The 22,076-nt window shown below is 34.2% G+C and carries 16 protein-coding genes, 1 riboswitch and 1 other annotated feature; of the genes, 1 reads left to right on the top strand and 15 read right to left on the bottom strand.

Translation table 11 applies throughout. The annotated features are described in order from the left end of the window. Positions 1 to 483 precede the first annotated feature (483 nt). The 10 genes from CD116_RS00300 to hutH all read right to left on the bottom strand — a co-directional run bounded on the left by CD116_RS00300 (position 484) and on the right by hutH (position 13,235). A complete protein-coding gene (locus CD116_RS00300) occupies positions 484 to 1,767 on the bottom strand; it encodes an adenylosuccinate synthase (protein WP_047548299.1) in 1,284 nt (427 codons plus the stop codon). Between the two features lie 278 nt (positions 1,768 to 2,045). Next, positions 2,046 to 3,446: a replicative DNA helicase gene (dnaB, locus tag CD116_RS00290; protein WP_047448535.1), complete on the bottom strand. Its 1,401-nt coding sequence runs from the start codon at positions 3,444 to 3,446 to the stop codon at positions 2,046 to 2,048. A 31-nt stretch (positions 3,447 to 3,477) separates the two neighbouring features. Then, positions 3,478 to 3,924, bottom strand: a complete 447-nt coding sequence (rplI, locus tag CD116_RS00285; protein WP_047530335.1) for a 50S ribosomal protein L9 — start codon at positions 3,922 to 3,924, stop codon at positions 3,478 to 3,480. After that, positions 3,921 to 5,888, bottom strand: coding sequence for a cyclic-di-AMP phosphodiesterase GdpP (gene gdpP, locus CD116_RS00280; protein ID WP_047548295.1), 1,968 nt, complete (start codon positions 5,886 to 5,888; stop codon positions 3,921 to 3,923). The genes rplI and gdpP overlap by 4 nt, the downstream gene beginning before the upstream one ends. A gap of 14 nt (positions 5,889 to 5,902) precedes the next feature. After that, positions 5,903 to 6,841, bottom strand: a complete 939-nt coding sequence (locus CD116_RS00275; protein WP_078101659.1) for a YybS family protein — start codon at positions 6,839 to 6,841, stop codon at positions 5,903 to 5,905. A gap of 296 nt (positions 6,842 to 7,137) precedes the next feature. Next, positions 7,138 to 8,106 (bottom strand): homoserine O-acetyltransferase MetX, encoded by a 969-nt coding sequence (gene metX, locus CD116_RS00270; RefSeq protein WP_047424438.1) that lies wholly within the window; start codon positions 8,104 to 8,106, stop codon positions 7,138 to 7,140. A 58-nt stretch (positions 8,107 to 8,164) separates the two neighbouring features. Beyond that, positions 8,165 to 8,263, bottom strand: a riboswitch (SAM riboswitch). A gap of 207 nt (positions 8,264 to 8,470) precedes the next feature. Continuing rightward, positions 8,471 to 8,800: an AzlD domain-containing protein gene (locus tag CD116_RS00265; RefSeq protein ID WP_047548289.1), complete on the bottom strand. Its 330-nt coding sequence runs from the start codon at positions 8,798 to 8,800 to the stop codon at positions 8,471 to 8,473. Next, on the bottom strand, positions 8,797 to 9,492 hold the full coding sequence (locus CD116_RS00260) for an AzlC family ABC transporter permease (protein WP_047548285.1): 696 nt from the start codon (positions 9,490 to 9,492) through the stop codon (positions 8,797 to 8,799). Before CD116_RS00260 ends, CD116_RS00265 begins: the two co-directional genes overlap by 4 nt. Positions 9,493 to 10,056: 564 nt before the next feature. Continuing rightward, the gene (serS, locus tag CD116_RS00255) at positions 10,057 to 11,343 is read right to left on the bottom strand and encodes a serine--tRNA ligase (RefSeq protein ID WP_047548282.1); all 1,287 of its coding nucleotides are present in this window, start codon (positions 11,341 to 11,343) and stop codon (positions 10,057 to 10,059) included. A gap of 89 nt (positions 11,344 to 11,432) precedes the next feature. Continuing rightward, positions 11,433 to 11,646 (bottom strand) — a binding site (T-box leader). A gap of 74 nt (positions 11,647 to 11,720) precedes the next feature. After that, complete coding sequence (gene hutH, locus CD116_RS00245) at positions 11,721 to 13,235, bottom strand: histidine ammonia-lyase (RefSeq protein ID WP_047530328.1); 1,515 nt, start codon at positions 13,233 to 13,235, stop codon at positions 11,721 to 11,723. A 326-nt stretch (positions 13,236 to 13,561) separates the two neighbouring features. Between hutH and CD116_RS00240 the strand changes: the two genes are divergently transcribed. Beyond that, a complete protein-coding gene (locus tag CD116_RS00240; RefSeq protein WP_047424448.1) occupies positions 13,562 to 14,374 on the top strand; it encodes an NAD(P)H-hydrate dehydratase in 813 nt (270 codons plus the stop codon). A gap of 107 nt (positions 14,375 to 14,481) precedes the next feature. On the opposite strand, the gene gyrA is transcribed toward CD116_RS00240, so the two are convergent. The 5 genes from gyrA to dnaN form a co-directional block, all read right to left on the bottom strand. Further along, positions 14,482 to 17,145 (bottom strand): DNA gyrase subunit A, encoded by a 2,664-nt coding sequence (gyrA, locus tag CD116_RS00235; protein ID WP_047530325.1) that lies wholly within the window; start codon positions 17,143 to 17,145, stop codon positions 14,482 to 14,484. 36 nt (positions 17,146 to 17,181) lie between these two features. Then, positions 17,182 to 19,116, bottom strand: a complete 1,935-nt coding sequence (gyrB, locus tag CD116_RS00230; RefSeq protein ID WP_031787634.1) for a DNA topoisomerase (ATP-hydrolyzing) subunit B — start codon at positions 19,114 to 19,116, stop codon at positions 17,182 to 17,184. Positions 19,117 to 19,125: 9 nt separating this feature from the next. Beyond that, positions 19,126 to 20,238 carry a DNA replication/repair protein RecF gene (gene recF / locus CD116_RS00225; protein WP_047424454.1) on the bottom strand — a complete coding sequence of 371 codons (1,113 nt, stop codon included), beginning with the start codon at positions 20,236 to 20,238 and terminating at the stop codon, positions 19,126 to 19,128. Further along, positions 20,235 to 20,480, bottom strand: coding sequence for a S4 domain-containing protein YaaA (gene yaaA / locus CD116_RS00220; protein WP_001789359.1), 246 nt, complete (start codon positions 20,478 to 20,480; stop codon positions 20,235 to 20,237). The genes recF and yaaA overlap by 4 nt, the downstream gene beginning before the upstream one ends. 367 nt (positions 20,481 to 20,847) lie before the next feature. Continuing rightward, positions 20,848 to 21,981, bottom strand: a complete 1,134-nt coding sequence (dnaN, locus tag CD116_RS00215) for a DNA polymerase III subunit beta (RefSeq protein ID WP_078101643.1) — start codon at positions 21,979 to 21,981, stop codon at positions 20,848 to 20,850. Positions 21,982 to 22,076: the final 95 nt, after the last annotated feature.

Genomic DNA, 22,076 nt, shown 5'->3' with positions numbered 1-22,076 from the left:
AACCCGTGTTACCGCCGTGAAAGGGCGGTGTCTTAACCGCTTGACCAAGGAGCCGTTCTTAAGCACAAGATAGATTATAGCACAGCCAAACTTAACATGACAAGATATTTTTTACATAATTTTGCTATTATTTTTTGAACTATGTTATAAGTGAAAAATTGCATTTTATTGTCAGTCTACTTATTATAAAATTTACTCTATTTTTGATTTTTTTCTATTTTCATCACCTTCATTCACACTTACGTCTACTCTATTTTAATAGCTATTTTCGATATCAGACTTCTTACATTCAAGTATTTCATCTTAATTTTCGTTAAATATCATCTAATCTTCAAAATTATGACTAACAAATATCACCTTTACATTAGTATTTTTTATCTAAATAATCAAATCGATTCAGAAGCAAACATAATAAGAGCCTTCCACCGATAAAGATAGAAGGCTCATGCGTTTATAATTATTGTGCATTACTTGTATAAAGTTCTACCACAATTCTTTTAATAAGTTTGTTTGTTCTCTATCTGGACCAACTGAAAAGATAGAAATTTGTACATTACATAATTCTGAAATACGCTCTAAATATTTACGTGCATTTTCAGGTAATTCTTCTAAAGTACGTACACTTGTTACGTCTTCTGTCCAACCTGGCAACTCTTCAAAGATTGGTTTACAACGTTTTAATTGATCTAAGTTTGCTGGGTACTCAGTGATTTCTTTACCATCTAATTCATAAGCTGTACAGATTTTCACTGTGTCTAAGCCTGTTAAAACATCGATTGAGTTAATAGATAAATCTGTAATACCACTTACACGACGAGAGTGACGTAATACAACTGAATCAAACCAACCTACACGACGTGGACGTCCTGTTGTTGTACCGTATTCACGACCAACTTCTCTAATATGATGTCCATCTTCATCGAATAATTCTGTAGGGAATGGGCCATCACCAACACGTGATGTATAAGCTTTACATACACCAATTACTTTGGAAACGAATGTTGGACCTACACCTGTACCTACAGTAACATTACCTGCAATTGGATTACTTGATGTAACGAATGGATATGTACCGTGGTCGATATCTAACATTACACCTTGTGCACCTTCGAAAAGCACCTTTTCATCTGCAACAAATGCATCGTCTAAGATTTTTGATGTATCTGTTACAAATTCTTTTAGACGTTGACCTGCTGCAAAGTATTCTTCAAAGATCTCATCAAAAGATGGACATGTTTCGTTAAACATACCTTTGAAATATGCTTGTTTATATTCAATGTTTGATTTTAATAATCTTTCGAATGTGTCTTTTTCAAGTAAATCTGCCATACGAATACCGATACGTTGAACTTTATCTACATATGCTGGACCGATACCTTTTTTAGTTGTACCGATTTTATTATCTCCGCGTAAACGTTCTTCGTATTCATCTTGAGCTAAGTGATATGGTAAAATCACTTGCGCACGATTAGATATACGTAAATTACTTGTAGAAATGCCACGTTCATTTAATCCGTCTAATTCTTTTAATAGTGCAACTGGATCAACAACGACACCGTTACCGATTACTGCTAATTTATCTTTGTAAAAGATACCAGATGGTACTAAATGTAATTTATATGTCTCTCCGCCAAACTGAATTGTATGGCCTGCATTATTACCACCTGAAAAACGTGCGATAACATCCGATTGTTCTGCTAAGAAATCCGTAATCTTTCCTTTTCCTTCGTCTCCCCATTGTGTCCCAACTACTACGATTGATGACATGTGAGCACCTCCAAGTTTTTCTCATTTAACCATTTGATATTCTACCAATATCGAGACCATAATGCAAATAAAAATCGAACATTATTTTTCATGCATTCTAAAAGGAAAATCATTTTCACAAATGTGCTAAAACGCTTCAAAAACCCTTTAAATAAGCTGTTTATAGTGTTTTCAAGTCGTCTACAATACACAAACTTAACATATAATAACGTATTCAGAACAAAATAAAAACCGTACAATTTTATCATCAAGATAAACATTGTACGGAAAAACTTTTTTTACATCATATCTGCATGTGCATAATCGATGTCTGTAAATTTATTATATTGTTTCATAAAGTGTAACTTAACTGTACCTGTTGGACCGTTACGCTGCTTAGCAATGATGATTTCAATTTCACCATTTTCATCATTCGTTTGTGGCTCGAAACCACCATCATCGTCATCATCTTCATCACCGCCACGGTTATAGTAATCATCACGGTATAAGAATGCAACAATATCGGCATCTTGTTCAATCGAACCAGATTCACGAATATCACTCATCATTGGACGTTTATCTTGTCGTTGTTCAACACCACGAGATAACTGACTCAATGCGATAACTGGACATTCTAATTCACGAGCTAATGCTTTTAATGTACGAGAAATTTCAGAAACTTCTTGTTGCCTGTTATCCGAGGCACGTGAGCCGCTACCTTGAATCAACTGTAAGTAGTCAATCACAATCATGTCTAAACCATGTTCTTGTTTTAATCGACGACATTTAGATCGTAAATCATTAATTCGAATACCTGGAGTATCGTCGATAAAAATCTTCGTACGCGACAATTTACCGACAGCAATCGTGAATCGACTCCAGTCTTCCTCAGTCATAGTACCTGTTCTTAATCGGTTTGAGTCAACATTACCTGAACTACAAATCATACGTGTTGCTAACTGATCAGCACCCATCTCTAGCGAGAAAATACCAACTGTATACATATCTTCGTGTGTTGCAACTTTTTGGGCAATGTTAAGTGCGAACGCAGTCTTACCTACAGATGGACGCGCTGCAAGGATAATTAAATCATTACGATTAAACCCAGCTGTCATTTGGTCTAAATCTCGATATCCTGTAGGGATGCCTGGCGTTTGACCACTATTTTGATCAAGCTCTTCAGCTGTTTCATATACTTGTCCTAAGACGTCACGAATATCTTTAAAGCCATCACTTTCGCGAGAAGATGATAGCTCTAAAATACGCCGTTCTGCATCACTTAATATCGCATCTAGTTCAAGTTCATCATTATATCCATCATTGGCAATACTATCTGCAGTCTGAATCAATCTACGTTTTAATGCATGCTTAGAAACAATGTCCGTATAATACTGAACATTTCGTGTCGTTGGTACATTTGTAGATAACTCTGCAAGATATTGCGGACCACCCGCTTCATTCAACGTACCTTCACTTGATAATTGATCCATCAATGTTACAACATCAATTTCTTTATTATCTTCATTTAAGTGCATCATAGCACGGAAAATATGTTGATGGGCACCCCTATAAAACGACTCAGGAAGCAACACTTCCTGAGTAGTATTAATCAATTCTGGATCGATAATAATTGAACCTAAGACAGACTGTTCAGCTTCATTGCTATGTGGCATTTGGTTTTGCTCATACATTCTATCCATGAATGGTTACACCTCTTATTTCAATCCAACTTTATTGTTCAACTGTGTGTACGCGAATTGTACCTTCAACTTCTTTATCCAATTTAACTGGTACATTCGTATATCCTAATGAATGGATTCCATTTGGTAAATCCATTTTACGTTTATCGATTTTAATTTCGTGTTGTGCTTTTAATGCTTCAGCAATTTGTTTCGTACTTACTGACCCAAACAACTTACCGCCTTCACCAGTTTTAGCTGATACTTCAACTTCGATATTTGATAATGTTTCTTTTAATGCTTTAGCATCTTCAATTTCTTGTTGGCGTTCTTGTTTTGCACGTTTTTTCTGTAACTCTAATTGTTTAAGGTTACCTGGTGTTGCTTCTACAGCATAATTCTTTTTCAATAAGAAGTTATTTGCATAACCTACTGGTACTTCTTTAACTTCACCTTTTTTACCTTTACCTTTAACATCTTGTGTAAAAATTACTTTCATGCATCTTCACTCCTACTTAATTGTTCTGTAATTGCTTGTTGTAATTGTGCTATCGCTTGTTCAACTGTAACACCTTTAAGTTGTGTTGCAGCATTAGTTAAATGTCCACCGCCACCAAGTGCTTCCATTGTTAACTGGACATTTACTGAACCGAGTGAGCGTGCTGATATACCTATCAAATTATCTTCACGTCTCGCAACAACATACGATGCTTCTATACCTTCTAAACTTAACAGTTCATCTGCCGCTTGTGCAACTGTTACTGGATGATAAATTTTATCGTCTGAACCATGAGCAATTGCTATGCCATTGTCTTCAACTTTTACTGTTCGAATTAATTCAGATCGATTAATGTAAGTATCTACATCATCTTTTAAGAAATGTTGCGTTAAAATCGTATCTGCACCATGTGCACGTAAATAACTCGCTGCATCAAACGTTCTTGAACCTGTACGTAATGTAAAGTTTCTTGTGTCTACAATAATACCTGCATACATTACAGTTGATTCAAGACGTGTTAAACGTTGTTCTGTCGGTTGATATTCCAATAATTCTGTTACAAGTTCAGCTGTTGAACTTGCATATGGTTCCATATATATCAACAATGGATTAGAAATAAAGCTTTCTCCACGTCTATGATGATCAATAACCACTTTACGGTTGGCTTTATTTAAGACATTTTCATCTAAAACTAGTTCCGGTTTATGCGTATCAACAATCACTACGGTAGTCTTAGATGTCATCATATCCCAAGCATCATCTGACGTAATAAATCGCTCTCTTAACTCTGGCTTTTTATCAATTTCATTCATCACGCGTCGTAATGTAGGATCAATGTCTGTCTCATTTAATACGATGTACGCTTCTAAATTATTCATCATCGCAAATCGAGATACCCCAATTGCTGCACCGATTGCATCTAAGTCAGGACGTTTATGTCCCATAATAATGACTTTGTCACCCTCTACAAGGATATCTTTTAAAGCATGTGAGATAACACGTGCTCTTACACGAGTACGTTTCTCCATTGGGTCAGTCTTACCACCATAGAAACGCACATTGCCATTGATACTCTTAATAGCAACTTGGTCACCACCACGTCCTAATGCTAAGTCTAATCCTGATTGAGACAACTCACCTAAATCTATTAAGTTTTCAGTACCTTCACCAACACCGATACTCAATGTTAATTGAGCGCGATAACCAACACTCTTTTCACGTAATTGACTTAAAATATCAAATTTAGACTCTTCTAAGTCCGCTAATATTTTTTGATTTAAATAGGCTACGAATTGATCGGAGCTATACCTTTTAAAGAATATATTATACTCAGTTGCCCATCGACTAATGACACGCGTTACCATTGAATTGATTTCCGAGCGCTGTGTATCATTCATATTTTGCGTAATCTCATCGTAGTTATCTAAAAATAATGTCGCAATAATCGGTTTAGAATTTTCATATAGCTCATTTGTTTGTATTTGTTCAGTTATATCAAAGAAGTAGAGACAGTGATCATTTTCAGAATAACGTACTCGGAAATGATACTGGTTATATTCTATTTCAACGAATTTCATTCTTTCTAATTGCTTTAAAATGTTTGGAAATACTTCGTTTACAGATTCTGAAATAACATTTGCTTCCATATGATCTGTCATAAATTGGTTAACCCATTCGATATGATCATTTTCATCTAAAACAATAATACCGATTGGTAAATGTTTGATGGCTTTATTATTAATTGTTGAAATTTGCGCACTCAAACCATCTACATAATTATCCATTTTCATTAAAGCTTGTCTAAATAAAACGACGCTTACAATTATCATCACGACAAGAACGATAGATGCAATTAACGCTATAAGACTATTAAAGATAAACCATACACCCATTAAAACAATTGCTGTGATGATCATGATGAGAAATGGTATTAGTAAAGCTTTCTTAGTGGACTGCCGATTCATTATTCCACCTCTATTCACTTTTTAGAATTATTTTTCATGATTCGCTTCAAATTCAAACTTAAATCGATAACACCAAGTAATCCTACAATATGTGTCGTAGGTGTCAGTAATGTACCGATAATCAGTAGTAAAATCGTTACTGCATTTGGTAAGCCTTTCGCTTTCCCAAAGAAATGAATAACACTTAAACCTTGAATATACATCACTAATGATAACACAAGTTGGAAGTTTAAAAGTATGCTCTGGAACACACTTGGTTGACCTGTAAACAATAAGCATATGATAACAATAATGTATATCCATAATAAAATGCCGCTCATTTGCCAAGCGAAAAGAGGCTTAAATACAGGTGTTGCGATTTTAAATTTTCGTAAAATCGGAAATGTAATGATTAAGTTAATTAAGACAATTAAAAATGTAATGATAATGATAAAGCCAGGTAATTGAACAGTTGCTTGTCTAAACCCTTCTTCAAGCATTTTGGTCATATTCGCATCAGCACCACTCATTGTAATTACTTCATGCAGTGATTGCTTGAAAGGTTTTACTATGCTCGCAGAAGGCGGGATTTTCCCGAACGTTTGAAGTAACATGAATGCGATTAATGAAATCAAACTCATCGCTACGGTTGTTACGTATAAAATTCTCTCTTTAGATGTCTTTTCTTTTAATAATTGACCGATGATTAAACTTGCGATTAAGACTAATATAATAGCACTTAAAACGAAAGTATTACCTAGAATGGTTGTTATAATCACTGTAATAAGTGCACTAATTCCAAAAGATTGTGTTGATTTATTCCATAAAACGATACCTGGTATGGTTGCAAATAATGCAAATACTAGTCCTAAACCAGGCATTTGATATAAAGCTAAAGCGACAAATATCAACATTATTGTTGCAATCATTGTTGCTTTAGGTTGTATTTTTGAAAACACATAAGCCACTCCCATATTTTTAACTATAGCTATTATTTTAACCTCTTTAATAGAAATTAACAATTTATAGGTTATCTCTTTCTATTATATTTAATTGATTACTATTTTTCTTGTTTTATAACTAACAACACATGCCATATAGATTGTTATATTGTCTTTATGATACCTGCTTTGAAGCTAATATGCTTCAATGTTTAACAATAACTATATCGCATTTTAGATACAGCCATTTCCATTAAGTATTTATGTCATTTATTCAAATTTAGTAACTATAGTTTCGACGTCTCATTTTTAAGAAAAACGAAATGATATTATTTACGTTTGAAATGCTTTAAATTTAAAAAATGATATAAATTAGGTGCCCACGTATTAAAATTTAGTAGGAACCCATCATGCCCTACGTTATCAGGCACAAAGAAATGACGGTGATATTTAAATCGTTCACCTAAGGCGCGTACTTGATCATCTGGATACAATAAATCATCAATAAATCCCATTGTTAACACCTTTGTTTCTAAATTTTTAAAAACATGCGTTACATCCGTACGACCGCGGTCAATGTTGTGGCTGTCTAAAACATCAAGCAGCGTTAAATAGCAATTCAAGTCGAAATGCTCTTTAAATTTATTACCTTGATGTTGTTGATATGCTACGACTTCTTCTGGTGTGAAACGTTCATCGTAACTTTTAGATGACCGATATGTCAAAAAACCTAACTGACGTGCAATACTCAATCCTTCTTTACCACCAATATGAATCGATTGTCTTGCAATTTCATTGAAAGCTCTGCTGTATGATGAAGTTCTACTAGTAGCAGCAAGAATGATAGCTTTATCTACTTGAAATTGTTGGTTATACAATAATTCCATTGCTTGCATACCACCAAGACTTCCACCTATTAATATATTAATCTTGTCATGTCCCAGTGCTCGAATACCTAATTCGTTAGCTCTAACGATATCTCGTAATGTTAGATTTTTAGGAAAATGAGCATCATTCAAAGGTGAACTTGAGCCAAAGGGACTTCCTATGACATCGAAGGTTAAAAATTGATAGTCGTTGATGGGCATATATCCACCATCAATAATTTCTCGCCACCATCCAGGATTATCATCTGTACCATATGTTAAATGATTACCGGTTAATGCATGACAAACTACAACTAGTGGTTGTCCATAATAACCTACATGTTCATATCGTAAACGTAAGTTATCTATGACTTCCCCAGATTCTGTTATAAATTCCCCTAAATTTAAAGTATCTACTGTGTAATTTGTCATTGTCCTTTCCTCCTTAAATAAAAAACTTCTTACCCTATTGAAAAGTAAGAAGTTTATTTACTTATCATTCGAGTAACTCGTTGGTTTTAGCACCGTGCTATAAAGTCGGTTGCTGAAGTATCACAGGGCCAAGTCCCTCAACTTCTCACAATAAGAAATATGAAATTGTTATGTGTTTAGTTGAGTTTAAGTCATGAATTACTTTTTATCATTTGAAATTATTGTTATCTAAATCTTATGATTAGCCAAATTGTTTTATATGTACAATTTCCCAAATCGCTATAAACAATTTGTATATCAGAATTTTCTGATTAATATCAGTTTACCTAAGTTTAAATATCTGTTCAATGATTTTAAAATATTTTTAAAAGAAAAATCTTAGTGCAGCCATGATAATAATCCCACTAATAATTGTAATAGTTAAACTGCGTGTAATTATCGATAAAATAACAGTAGGAATTAACGCAATGATATAGGGTATGTTTAGTGTATATCCATCGCTATGTGGTGTTTGTTGAATGATGCTATCGATGACTAATGCCGTAAATAATGTAATAGGAATAAATGAAAGCCAGCGAACAACGACATCTGGTAACTGTACTTTAGAAATCATAATGAAGGGAATGATTCGAATTAGTAGCGTTACGATACCGCATAATAAAATAAGTATTAACATGTTCATATTCGTTGTCATCGTTCCATCATCACTCCTAACACTGCCGCCATTGTTGCTGCAAATAATATAGCAAGGTAAGAAGGCATAAATATGCTTAAAGATAACATCATTACAATTACTACAATAACTAATACAATGTATATTCTTAATCGTGACTTAGTGATTGATTCGAATTGTGCGATTGCCAAAAAGATAAACATAGCTGTAATTGCAAAATCTAAACCTAATGCTTGGGGGTTTGAAATATATTTTCCAAATAAAGCACCAGCGACAGATGAAACTGTCCAAAATAAATATGCCGTTATATTCAGTCCATGCAACCATCGATCGTTGATGGGTTCCCCCTTTAAATAAGGTGTAATCGCGACACCAAATGTTTCATCAGTTACTAATGTACCTAATCCTATACGGTTCCAAAAACCATATGTTTTATAATTTGGCGCAAGCGACATACTCAAGAGAAACATTCTAGAATTTACAATGAATACAGTTAATACAATCGCTGATATGGGCGTTCCTGCAATAAACAACGCACACATAATAAACTGAGCGGCACCAGCGTATATAATAAGACATAACAATGTTATTTCTAAAATACTAAAATTTTGTGATGCAGCTACAATACCAAATGAAATACCAACACCTGCATATCCAAACAAAGTAGGAATACATTCTTTTATGCCTTGCCTGAAACTTAAATGCGATGTCATCTGTCCAACTCCCTCTTTAATATTTTAAATGTTTATAATTATGTAAAAATAATATATCTAGTCTAATACACTTCTCACACACAAGCAATAAAATTAGACTTCGGTTTGTCTTACGTTAGTCTTACCTCCGTTTAAAAACCTCGTTGCTACAGTATTTTATTTATCGGAATTTTCGGATAAAACTTAAGACATCCCTGCATTTTTATAAAACCTTCGTCTGGTAGCAAAGTAGTTTACTAATGTTCTTTTACGTCTTTTGTGATATTTTTTATACTGTTTATTCTACATACACTCCCCTTCCCCTACTCTGTTAATATTTAATTGTCATAACTCTTCCTATTCATGCATCAAGTGTAGTATATATGCATCACATCATTAACTATGGTGATAGTTAATATAAATTTGCTCTATCCTGATGATTCATCGTTATTTCTACAATTACACTGACAAATAGAGTGAAAAACTTCATGCATTTGAGTTGTTTACAATGGCATAATAATATTAATTTCTGCAACAAAAAAAGTGGTGATAGATTCGTCACCACTTTTTTTTGTAAACCTTTAATTATTTAACTGGTTTTGAAATTTGTGTTTTACCACCCATAAATGGTACTAAAGCTTCTGGAATTGTTACTGTTCCATCTTCATTTTGATAATTTTCAACGATAGCAGCAAATGTACGTCCAACTGCTAAACCACTGCCATTTAAAGTATGTGCTAATTCAGGTTTAGCTGCTTTATCACGTTTGAAGCGAATATTTGCACGACGCGCTTGGAAATCAGTACAGTTAGAACATGAACTAATTTCTTTATAGTCATTGTAACTTGGTAACCAAACTTCTAAATCATATGTTTTACTTGCGCTAAAACCGATATCACCAGTACATAAAATAACACGACGATATGGCAAACCTAATTCTTCAAGAATTGCTTCTGCATTTGTTGTCATTTCTTCTAAAGCATTCCATGAATCTTCAGGTTGTTCGAAACGTACCATTTCTACTTTATTGAATTGGTGTAAACGAATTAATCCTCTTGTATCTCTACCTGCTGAACCTGCTTCACTACGGAAACATGCAGATTGACCAGTGAATTTTTCAGGAAGCACACCTGGTTGAATAATTTCATTACGATAGAAATTCGTTAAAGGTACTTCAGCAGTTGGAATTGTATATAATCCTTCTTTTTCTACTTTAAATAAGTCTTCTTCAAATTTAGGTAATTGACCTGTACCATACATTGTATCTGCATTCACAAGCTGTGGAACCATCATTTCTGTATAACCGTGTTGAGTTGTATGTTTTGTAATCATATAGTTCATTAAAGCACGCTCTAATTGCGCACCTTCATTTGTTAAGTATACAAAACGCGCACCTGAAATTTTTGCTGCACGATCAAAATCAGCCATTTTCAATTCTTCTACAATGTCCCAATGTGCTTTTGGTTCAAATGAGAACTCACGTGGTGTACCCCATTTTTTAACTTCAACGTTATCTTCATCAGATTCACCTTGAGGTACATCATCACTTATTAAATTTGGAATACGACAAAGGATACCTATCATTTTATTATCTATTTCATTTAATTGACTATCTTTTTCTTTAATATCGTCACCTAATGTGCGCATTTCAGCAATCACATCATCAGCATTTTCTTTATTACGTTTTTTTAATGCGATTTCTTCACTTACTTTATTACGACGTGCTTTCATTTCTTCTGTTGCACTAATTAACTTACGTCGTTGCTCATCCAATTCTAAAATTTCATCTACAACTTTTGGATCATCTCCACGTAATTCAATTTTGCTCTTAACTGTGTCAGGCTCATTTCTGAATAATCTAATGTCTAACATTAACCTTCATCCTTTCCCAAATAATTATCATTTATTATGGAATGACGTACGTCTTTATTTTTTAGAAAATAAAAAAAGACCACATCCCTACAAGGGACGTGGTCTACGCGTTGCCACCCTATTTAACAATTTTAGATATAGTTATACACTAAAATCTAAATTGCACTTCACTAAAATAACGGTTATTACCGATTGTTCTTTCAATAAGTAGGTAGATTCATATACATGTTGATTCTTGTTCACACTAACCACAAGCTCTCTGACATCAAGCACTATATATTACTTGTCCTACGAACAATGTCTTATTAAGTTAGTTTTAATATAGCAAACTATATTTGCTTTTTCAAGTAACGATTAAGAACTTAATTCATGTCGATTTAGTGACATGCAGTTGTTTGATAAATTGATTGCTTTAAATAATGTGCAACCGCTTCAATATCTTTATGAAATTGACGGTCATGTGTAATAGATGGCACTATACTTCGAAACTCATCATACTTGCGACGTGTTTTTGGTGATAATCCTTCGATACCTTTCAACTCTGCTGCTTGTAATGCAATAACACACTCAATTGCCAACACACGTCTTGCATTTTCAATAATTTGATAACCATGTCTAGCAGCTGTGGTACCCATAGATACATGATCTTCTTGATTCGCAGACGATGTAATAGAATCTACACTTGCAGGATGAGCTAAAGTTTTATTTTCAGAAACAAGGCTTGCTGCAGCATATTGCATAATCATTGCACCACTTTGCAATCCAGGTTCCGGACTAAGAAATGCTGGTAAATCGCCATTTAACTGAGGATTTACCAGTCGCTCTAGACGACGTTCCGATACATTTGCTAATTCACTTACACCTAATTTAAGATGATCTAATGCAAAAGCAATCGGTTGTCCATGGAAGTTACCACCAGAAATGACAAATGTTTCATCTGTTTCCTCAAATATAAGTGGATTATCATTAGCCGCATTCATTTCAAATTCTAATTGCTGTTTTACATAGTTAAATACTTGAAAACTTGCGCCATGAATTTGTGGAATACAACGCAACGTATATGCGTCTTGTACACGTATTTCTGCTTGTCGTGTCGTCAATGTTGATCCTTCTAACCAATCACGCATACGCGCTGCCACATTAATCTGTTCTTGAAAATTTCGAACAGCATGCACTTCATGACGATATGCATCTATAATCCCATTGAGCGACTGATGTGTTAATGCTGCAATCCATTCAGATTGATAACCTAAACCTTCTGCTTCTATATAACTAATAACACCTTGAGCTGTCATAGCTTGCGTACCATTAATCAACGCTAAACCTTCTTTAGCCTTAAGTTTCAAAGGTTGTCTATTTAATTCACTTAATACATCGTCACTATCCATTTCTACATCTTTATAAAACACTTTCCCTTCACCAATCAACGCTAATGCTAAATGTGATAATGGCGCTAAATCTCCTGATGCACCGAGTGAACCTTGTTGCGGTATCACTGGTATAATACGCTCATTTATAAAGAATTGTAATTGTCTTACGAGGTCTAAAGTAGCACCTGAATGCCCTTTTAATAATGTGTTTAACCTTAATACCATCATGACGAGTGCCACTTCTTTTGAAAATGGCTCACCTAATCCACAGGCATGTGAACGTATCAAGTTCACTTGTAATTCATTGTATTGTGTTGGGTCTATACGCACATCACTAAATAATCCGAATCCTGTTGTAATACCATAAACTGTTTCTTCATTTTCAATAATACGTTCAACTACATCTCTACTTTTTTTGACACGTTCTAACGCCTCATCAACAATTTCTATCTTCGCTTGTTGTTGTAAAAATGATTTAATATCCTCAATTTTAAGTGTTTCTCCATCTAAATATAATGTCATACATGTTACCCCCTTATTTATATTAAGTAACCCATCCTCTTTGAAGTATACGTTTTCATTTTTATGGAAACAATGATTTTAAGTACATTTATAGTCTATTATCAGAGCACTATTGTAACGTGTTAAAGAATATTAAGATTATTGTAAGCATATTTAATAATTTATCTATTGACGAATTGCATATACAGGTATAGTATTTTCTATTGTATTTAGCGGCAAATCATGATGAATTAACATATTTATAATACAATTTGTTAAAACTTACTATATATTTTTAAAATTGAATATATTCGAAAAAAAGCTTTTACATGGGAGGTTATATCACTATGGAAACGTTAAATTCTATTAACATTCCTAAGCGTAAAGAAGATTCACATAAAGGTGATTATGGCAAAATTTTATTAATAGGTGGATCTGCTAACTTAGGTGGTGCCATTATGTTAGCGGCTCGAGCATGTGTATTTAGCGGTAGTGGTTTAATCACTGTAGCAACACATCCAACGAATCACTCAGCATTACATTCTCGTTGCCCAGAAGCGATGGTTATTGATATTAATGATACGAAAATGTTAACGAAAATGATTGAAATGACTGACAGTATACTAATTGGTCCGGGTCTTGGTGTTGATTTCAAAGGGAATAATGCCATTACATTCCTACTACAAAATATACAACCGCATCAAAATTTAATCGTAGACGGCGATGCCATTACAATCTTTAGTAAATTGAAACCACAATTACCTACATGTCGTGTGATTTTTACTCCGCACCTCAAAGAATGGGAGCGATTAAGTGGTATTCCTATTGAGGAGCAGACATATGAACGTAATCGTGAAGCGGTAAATCGTTTAGGTGCAACAGTTGTACTAAAAAAACATGGTACTGAAATTTTCTTTAAAGACGAAGATTTTAAATTGACAATTGGAAGCCCTGCAATGGCTACTGGCGGTATGGGTGATACTCTTGCTGGTATGATTACAAGTTTTGTAGGTCAATTTGATAATTTAAAAGAAGCTGTTATGAGTGCCACATATACCCATAGTTTCATTGGTGAAAATCTTGCAAAAGATATGTATGTGGTGCCACCATCAAGACTTATCAATGAAATACCTTACGCAATGAAACAATTAGAAAGTTAATTGTTTCATTTATTGCTTAACTAAAATGCCATAATGATGGCTAAACCCTATATATTATGGCATAAAAATAAGACTCCCCTACATTCAGGGAAGTCTTATTTTTTATGTTATTCTTCATCATCGTCGTCTGATGTTTGTTGTATATCTTCTTCAACACGATCCATAAAATCTTGTCTTACTTCAATACGTCCATCGTCATCAGTTTCCTCTGATTCAATCACTTCAGTATGAATTGCATTTCCTGGTGTTTCATCATTTACAACCGCTTCATGTCGTTGCTCTGTACCATCTTCAGATATAGCAGAAGTTGTTTGCTCATCTTCATTCGCTGCATCTTCTTTTACTTTAGCAACAGTAGAAACAAATTGATCATCACCTAAGCGAATTAAACGAACACCTTGAGCTGCACGACCATTTTGTGAAATATCTGCAACATCTAGTCGAATAATAACACCTGCATTCGTAACAATCATTAAATCTTCTTCACCAGTAACAGTTGTAATACAAACAACATTACCATTACGTTCAGTAATCGTTGCAGTCTTAATACCTTTACCACCACGATTTGATAAGCGATAGTCATTAACTGGCGTACGTTTACCATAACCATTTTCAGTAACAACTAAAACTTCATCTACACTATTTTCGTGAGCAACATCAAGTCCTATAACTTCATCGCCTTCACGAAGTGTAATACCTTTCACTCCTGTTGCAGTACGACCTAAAGGACGTAATGTTGATTCAGGGAATCGAATTAATGATGCATGAGAAGTACCGATCAGGATATCTTCTTGACCACTTGTTAAGCGAACTGCAATTAACTCATCGTCTTCTCTGAATGAAATAGCAATCTTACCATTTCTGTTAATTCTTGAGAAGTTACTTAATGCTGAACGTTTTACAATTCCACGTTTCGTTGCAAACACTAAGAAGTTTTCTTCACTTTCAAGGTCTTTTACAGCAATCATTGTACTAATTACTTCATCATTTTCAAGTTCAATAGCATTAACTACAGGAATACCTTTAGATTGTCTTGATAACTCAGGCACTTCATAACCTTTAAGTTTATAAACACGTCCTTTGTTAGTAAAGAACAATACATGATCATGTGTACTTAAAGTTACTAATTGACTAACAAAGTCTTCTTCTAAAGTATTCATACCTTGAACACCACGACCACCACGGTTTTGAGCACGATATGTAGATACCGGCAAACGTTTAATGTAGTTATTATGGCTCAATGTAATTACAATTTGTTCTTCTGGAATGAGATCTTCATCTTCTAAATCTTCAAATCCACCTAGTTGGATTTCAGTACGACGATCATCACCAAAACGATCTCGAATTTCTGTTAATTCATCTCTAACTAATTGTAGTAATACTTCTTCATCAGCTAAAATTGCTTCTAATTCACTAATATAATTTAATAGTTCATTATATTCTGCTTCAATTTTGTCACGTTCTAAACCTGTTAAGCGTCTCAAACGCATGTCTAAAATCGCTTGTGCTTGTTTCTCAGAAAGTTTAAAGCGTTGTTGCAAGCTTTCCATGGCAACTTTATCTGTATCTGATTCACGAATTGTTGAAATAATTTCGTCGATATGGTCAAGTGCGATACGTAATCCTTCTAAAATGTGGGCACGATCTTTAGCTTTACGTAAGTTGTATTGCGTACGTCTTCTAACAACTGTCTTTTGATGCTCTAAATAATGTACCAAGGCTTCTTTTAAATTAATAAGCTTCGGTCTACCATTTACAAGTGCAATCATATTCACACCAAATGATGTTTGAAGAGGTGTTTGTTTGTATAAGTTATTTAAAATAACACTAGCATTTGCATCCTTACGTACATCAATAACGACACGCACACCAGTACGTAAACTTGTTTCATCACGTAAATCAGTGATACCGTCAATTTTCTTGTCACGAACGAGCTCTGCAATTTTTTCAATCATACGTGCTTTATTCACTTGGAAAGGAATTTCAGTAACAACAATACGTTGACGACCACCACCACGTTCTTCAATTTCTGCACGAGAGCGCATTTGAATTGAACCACGACCTGTTTCATAAGCACGTCTAATTCCACTTTTACCTAAAATAAGACCAGCAGTTGGAAAATCAGGACCTTCAATATCTTCCATTAACTCAGCTATTGAAATATCAGGATTCTTACTTAAACTAAGCACCCCATTGATTAATTCAGTTAAGTTATGTGGTGGTATATTTGTTGCCATACCTACAGCAATACCTGATGCACCGTTTGCTAATAAGTTAGGAAAACGTGCTGGTAAGACTGAAGGCTCTCTTTCATTACCATCATAGTTATCGATAAAATCTATTGTATCTTTATTAATATCACGTAACAGTTCAAGTGTAATTTTAGTCATACGTGCCTCAGTATAACGCATTGCTGCTGCACCGTCTCCATCCATTGAACCAAAGTTACCTTGACCATCAACAAGCGGATAACGATAACTAAAATCTTGAGCCATACGTACCATTGCTTCATAAATAGATGAGTCACCGTGAGGGTGATATTTACCCATTACGTCACCAACGATACGCGCTGATTTTTTATATGATTTATCCGGTGTCATACCTTGTTCATTCAATCCATAAAGTATACGACGATGTACTGGTTTTAAACCATCACGAACATCTGGCAATGCACGAGCAACAATAACACTCATCGCATAATCTAAAAATGATTCACGCATTTCACTGGTAATATTTCGTTCATTTATTCTTGATTGAGGTAATTCAGCCATCAAGAGATCCTCCTTCAAAAGTTCAGTTCACAGCGCTTAGAAGTCTAAGTTTGCATAAACTGCATTATCTTCTATAAATTGTCTACGGTTTTCTACCACGTCACCCATTAACATTTCAAATGTTTGGTCCGCTTCAATTGCATCTTCAAGTTTCACTTGTAATAATGCACGGTGTTCAGGATTCATAGTTGTTTCCCATAATTGATCTGCATTCATTTCACCAAGACCTTTATATCGTGCAATTGACCATTTTGGCGTTGGATTCAATTCAGATTTAAGTTTTTCAAGTTCTCTATCATTGTAAACATAATACTTTTGTTTACCTTGTGTTAATTTATATAACGGTGGTTGTGCAATGTATACATAACCTGCTTCGATTAACGGTCTCATAAATCGATAGAAGAATGTAAGTAACAATGTTCTAATATGTGCACCATCGACATCTGCATCGGTCATAATTACGATTTTATGGTAGCGTGCTTTTGCTAGATCAAAATCGCCACCAATACCTGTACCGAATGCTGTAATCATTTGACGAATTTCATTGTTATTTAAAATTCGGTCTAATCTAGCCTTCTCAACATTTAATATCTTTCCTCGTAATGGAAGAATGGCTTGTGTTCTAGAGTCACGCCCAGATTTTGTAGACCCCCCGGCAGAGTCACCCTCGACTAAGAAGATTTCACATTCTTCAGGACTTTTACTAGAACAATCTGCGAGTTTACCAGGTAAACTCGCAACATCTAATGCTGACTTACGACGTGTTACTTCACGTGCTTTTTTCGCTGCAACACGCGCACGTGCCGCCATAATACCTTTTTCAACCACTGTACGTGCGACTTGTGGATTTTCATATAAAAATCTTTCAAAATGCTCAGAGAACAATTTATCTACAACTTGACGTACTTCAGAGTTACCTAATTTCGTCTTTGTTTGACCTTCAAATTGAGGATCACCATGTTTAATAGATATAATTGCAGTCATACCTTCACGCGTATCTTCACCAGAAAGTCTATCTTTGTCTTCTTTCATAATCTTGCTACTTAAACCATAACTATTTAAAACACGCGTTAATGCACGTTTGAATCCATCTTCATGCGTACCACCTTCATACGTATGAATATTATTTGCGTAAGTTAACAGATTCGTAGCATATCCCGAGTTGTATTGAATCGCAATTTCCACTTCGATATCATCTTTAGATTGATGTATATAAATTGGCTCATCATGAATTGGTTCTTTCTTTTCATTTAATAATTCAACGTACGATTTAATACCACCCTCATAGTGATAGGAGTCTTCACGAATATTGTCTTCATCACGTTCATCTCTTAACGTAATTTGAATACCTTTATTTAAGAAGGCAAGCTCTCTAATACGTTGCTGTAACGTTTCATAATTATATATTGTTGTCTCTGTAAAGATTTCTCCATCTGCTTTAAAACGAATGACAGTACCTGTTTTATCAGTTGTACCAACTTCTTTTAAATCAAATTGAGGTACACCTTTTTTGTATGCCTGATGATAGATTGTCTCATTTCTGTGTACATATACTTCTAAATCTTGTGACAGTGCGTTTACTACTGATGAACCAACACCGTGTAAACCACCAGATACTTTGTATCCACCGCCGCCAAATTTACCACCAGCATGTAATACTGTTAAAATAACTTCAACTGCTGGACGCCCCATTTTTTCTTGAATATCAACAGGGATACCACGTCCGTTATCTGTTACTTTAATCCAGTTATCTTTTTCAATAACGACTTCAATTTGGTTTGCATAACCAGCTAATGCTTCGTCGATACTGTTATCAACGATTTCCCATACTAAATGGTGCAAACCTCTTTCTGAAGTTGAACCAATATACATACCTGGTCTTTTACGTACTGCTTCTAAACCTTCTAATACTTGTATTTGCCCAGCACCATAATTATCCGTGTTGTTTACATCTGACAATGCAGTCACCATCGCTTTCTGTTACTTTATAATTTCACCTTGATTAATACGATACAATTTAGCGTTATTCATAATTTCATGATCAATACCATCAACAGATGTCGTAGTGACAAATGTTTGTACTTTATGCTGAATTGTACTTAATAAATGCGTTTGACGTGAATCATCTAATTCACTAAGTACATCGTCTAATAATAAGATGGGGTATTCCCCAACTTCGATATTCATTAATTCAATTTCAGCTAGCTTAATGGACAATGCCGTTGTACGTTGCTGACCTTGAGAACCATAAGTTTGTGCATCCATGCCATTTACATCAAAACTAATATCATCTCGATGTGGTCCAAATAAGCTGATTCCACGCTCTTTTTCTCTTTGCATGTTATCACTTAGAATAGACATAATTTCTTCAAGACGTGCCGCTTCACTTTGAGCATAATCAACTTTAAGACTAGGTAAATAATTCAGCGACAACGTTTCCCTATCATTTGTAATCCCAGCATGAATCGGTTTTGCTAATGATTCTAGCTCTTGAATAAAATGTGCACGTTTATCAGTTACTTTTAAAGCATACTCAGCAAATTGCTGATTTAATACTTCCAGCATAGTCAGGTCTTTTTTCTGACCTAGTTGTAACTGTTTCAAGTAGTTATTCTTTTGCTTTAAAATACGTTGGTATTGAGCTAAATCATTTAAGTAAACAGCAGAAATTTGGCCCAACTCCATATCTATAAAGCGTCGTCTTATTTGAGGAGAGCCTTTAACAATATTTAAATCTTCTGGCGCAAAAAGAACCACATTAAGATGACCAACATATTGTGTTAGTCGACTTTGTTCTAAGTGATTCACTTTGACTTGTTTACCTTTTTTAGTTATAAACATCGTTAGTGGCATCGTGCCATGTCTATAACTAAGCTCACCTTCTATTTTAGCATAATCAGCGTCAAAACGTATGAGTTCCTTATCATTACTCGTTCTATGACTTTTTGCTAAAGCTAAAGTATAGATGGATTCAAGTAAATTTGTCTTTCCTTGTGCATTTTCTCCAATGAGGATATTCACATCAGGATGACACTTCAACGTAACCTCATCATAGTTACGATAGTTTTCTAATTGGAGTGTATTTAATTTCATTGTTCACCTTGATGAATGATTAAGAAAGAACCAGCATCTTCAGGTAACTCTGGGATATCTATACGATCTTGATGTTCTAATTTTTTACCGCGACGTGTTTCACGCACTCCATTAATTAATACTTCAACGTCTTGCAAAAACCATTTTGCTTGACCACCAGACTCAATAATCCCTTCTGTTTTTAGAAATTGACCTAAATTGATGTCGCCTTCTACTACAACTTCTTGAACCAAAATAATCACTCCATTTCTTTGTATGTCATTAATATATTATACCTTTTTTTGTCACAAATTTCATTTAAAAGAGAGGGAAAAACCGTTTACATATGAATAATTTATTCATTATTTTTCTTGATATCTCTAATTTTAATTTCAAAGTTCTTTTCAACTATGTTTTACTATCATTTTTCAATCTACCTGTTAGCAATTTAAAATTTGAAATTTAAGGGGCATTTGAGCGCAATTATATAAATCATGACATTTCTATCATAAATTTCATTCAAGCTTTTTATTCACCATTTAAAATGCTGTCACTTTTATTTTAATCTTGTTCAAAAAAATAAAGGATGACGTTTTAAATAATCACGTCATCCTTTATGATTGTTTAGTTTTAGTATGTTCTAATTGGTAAAATTAATTGCGTTACTGAGTCGTCACCTTTTGGTTTCAGAATGAATGGTTTCATTGTACCAAAGAATTCCACTTCAACTTCGTCATTATCAATTGCTTTTAAAGCGTCCATCATATATTTAGAGTTGAAAGAAATTTTTAAGTTTCCACCTTCAACATCATTTGCATCAACTTCTTCTTTAACAGTACCAATTTCTGGTGATGTAGATGAAAGTTCAACTACTTCGTCACCTGTGCTTAATTTAATAACGTTATTGCCACCTTCACGTGCTAATAATGATGCACGATCAATTGCATGATAAAATTCGCCATTATCTATGCTTAACTTAATTTCATAGTTTTCTGGGAATAAACGTGTTGTATCAGGATAATGTCCTTCTAATAATCGAGAAATAAAGTTTACATTCCCTACTTTAAATAAAACTTGATTTGAAGCAAAGAAGATATCAATGTCTTCTTCACTATCAGACATAATTTTATTTAATTCAGCTAAAGCTTTACCTGGAATGATGACATTTTTATTTTCGGAAACATCTTCTAATCGTAATTTTCTTACAGCCAAGCGGTGTGAGTCAGTCGCTGTGCATATTAATTCATTTTCTTGTATAAGCCAGTTCACACCAGTCAATACTGGTCGTGTTTCTGAGGTGGACACTGCAAAATTCGTTTGTGCTATCACATTTTTAAGCACTTTTACTGATAACTGAATTGCATCATCTCTAGAAACCTGTGGTAATAAAGGATATTGATCTGGATCTAAGCCACTTAAATTAAATTCAGAATGACCTGATGTAATTAATGTTTGGAATTGTTCATTTGTAGATAATTTAACATCTTTACCAGGTAGTTTTTTTATAATATCGACAAAGAATCGTCCAGGTAACACAACTGAACCTGTTTCTGAAATGTTGACAATATCTTCACCATCAACAGTTTTAGGAATAGTGATTTCGATTGAAATTTCAGAGTCTGAACCAGTTAGTATCACTTCATGTTCTTTTGCATCGATTTTGATACCAGTTAAAATTGGTAGCGTTGTTCTTGGTGATATTGCTTTTAATGTGTCATTTAATTGTGTAATAAAATAATCTCTTTTAATAGTGAATTCCATCATTAATTTAAACTCCTTCCAGTCGTTTATATATAATTATATAGGTTTTAAGTTCTTAGTAATAGTAGTAGGTGCTGTGGATTAGTGGATAAGTCTAA

It is taken from the genome of Staphylococcus schweitzeri (assembly GCF_002902405.1).
Taxonomy (GTDB): Bacteria; Bacillota; Bacilli; order Staphylococcales; family Staphylococcaceae; genus Staphylococcus; species Staphylococcus schweitzeri.
The sequence above is the reverse complement of the archived record's forward strand: the minus strand, read 5'-3'. Positions and strand labels throughout refer to the sequence as shown.

Coding starts and splice junctions, on each gene's coding strand:
- CD116_RS00260 (WP_047548285.1), bottom strand. CDS start 9,492: ATGACATCGCATTTAAGTTTCAGGCAAGGCATAAAAGAATGTATTCCT.
- hutH (WP_047530328.1), bottom strand. CDS start 13,235: ATGACATTATATTTAGATGGAGAAACACTTAAAATTGAGGATATTAAA.
- CD116_RS00300 (WP_047548299.1), bottom strand. CDS start 1,767: ATGTCATCAATCGTAGTAGTTGGGACACAATGGGGAGACGAAGGAAAA.
- CD116_RS00265 (WP_047548289.1), bottom strand. CDS start 8,800: ATGACAACGAATATGAACATGTTAATACTTATTTTATTATGCGGTATC.
- dnaN (WP_078101643.1), bottom strand. CDS start 21,981: ATGATGGAATTCACTATTAAAAGAGATTATTTTATTACACAATTAAAT.
- metX (WP_047424438.1), bottom strand. CDS start 8,106: ATGACAAATTACACAGTAGATACTTTAAATTTAGGGGAATTTATAACA.
- gyrB (WP_031787634.1), bottom strand. CDS start 19,116: ATGGTGACTGCATTGTCAGATGTAAACAACACGGATAATTATGGTGCT.
- rplI (WP_047530335.1), bottom strand. CDS start 3,924: ATGAAAGTAATTTTTACACAAGATGTTAAAGGTAAAGGTAAAAAAGGT.
- serS (WP_047548282.1), bottom strand. CDS start 11,343: ATGTTAGACATTAGATTATTCAGAAATGAGCCTGACACAGTTAAGAGC.
- recF (WP_047424454.1), bottom strand. CDS start 20,238: ATGAAATTAAATACACTCCAATTAGAAAACTATCGTAACTATGATGAG.
- dnaB (WP_047448535.1), bottom strand. CDS start 3,446: ATGGATAGAATGTATGAGCAAAACCAAATGCCACATAGCAATGAAGCT.
- gyrA (WP_047530325.1), bottom strand. CDS start 17,145: ATGGCTGAATTACCTCAATCAAGAATAAATGAACGAAATATTACCAGT.
- CD116_RS00240 (WP_047424448.1), top strand. CDS start 13,562: ATGGAAACGTTAAATTCTATTAACATTCCTAAGCGTAAAGAAGATTCA.
- gdpP (WP_047548295.1), bottom strand. CDS start 5,888: ATGAATCGGCAGTCCACTAAGAAAGCTTTACTAATACCATTTCTCATC.
- CD116_RS00275 (WP_078101659.1), bottom strand. CDS start 6,841: ATGGGAGTGGCTTATGTGTTTTCAAAAATACAACCTAAAGCAACAATG.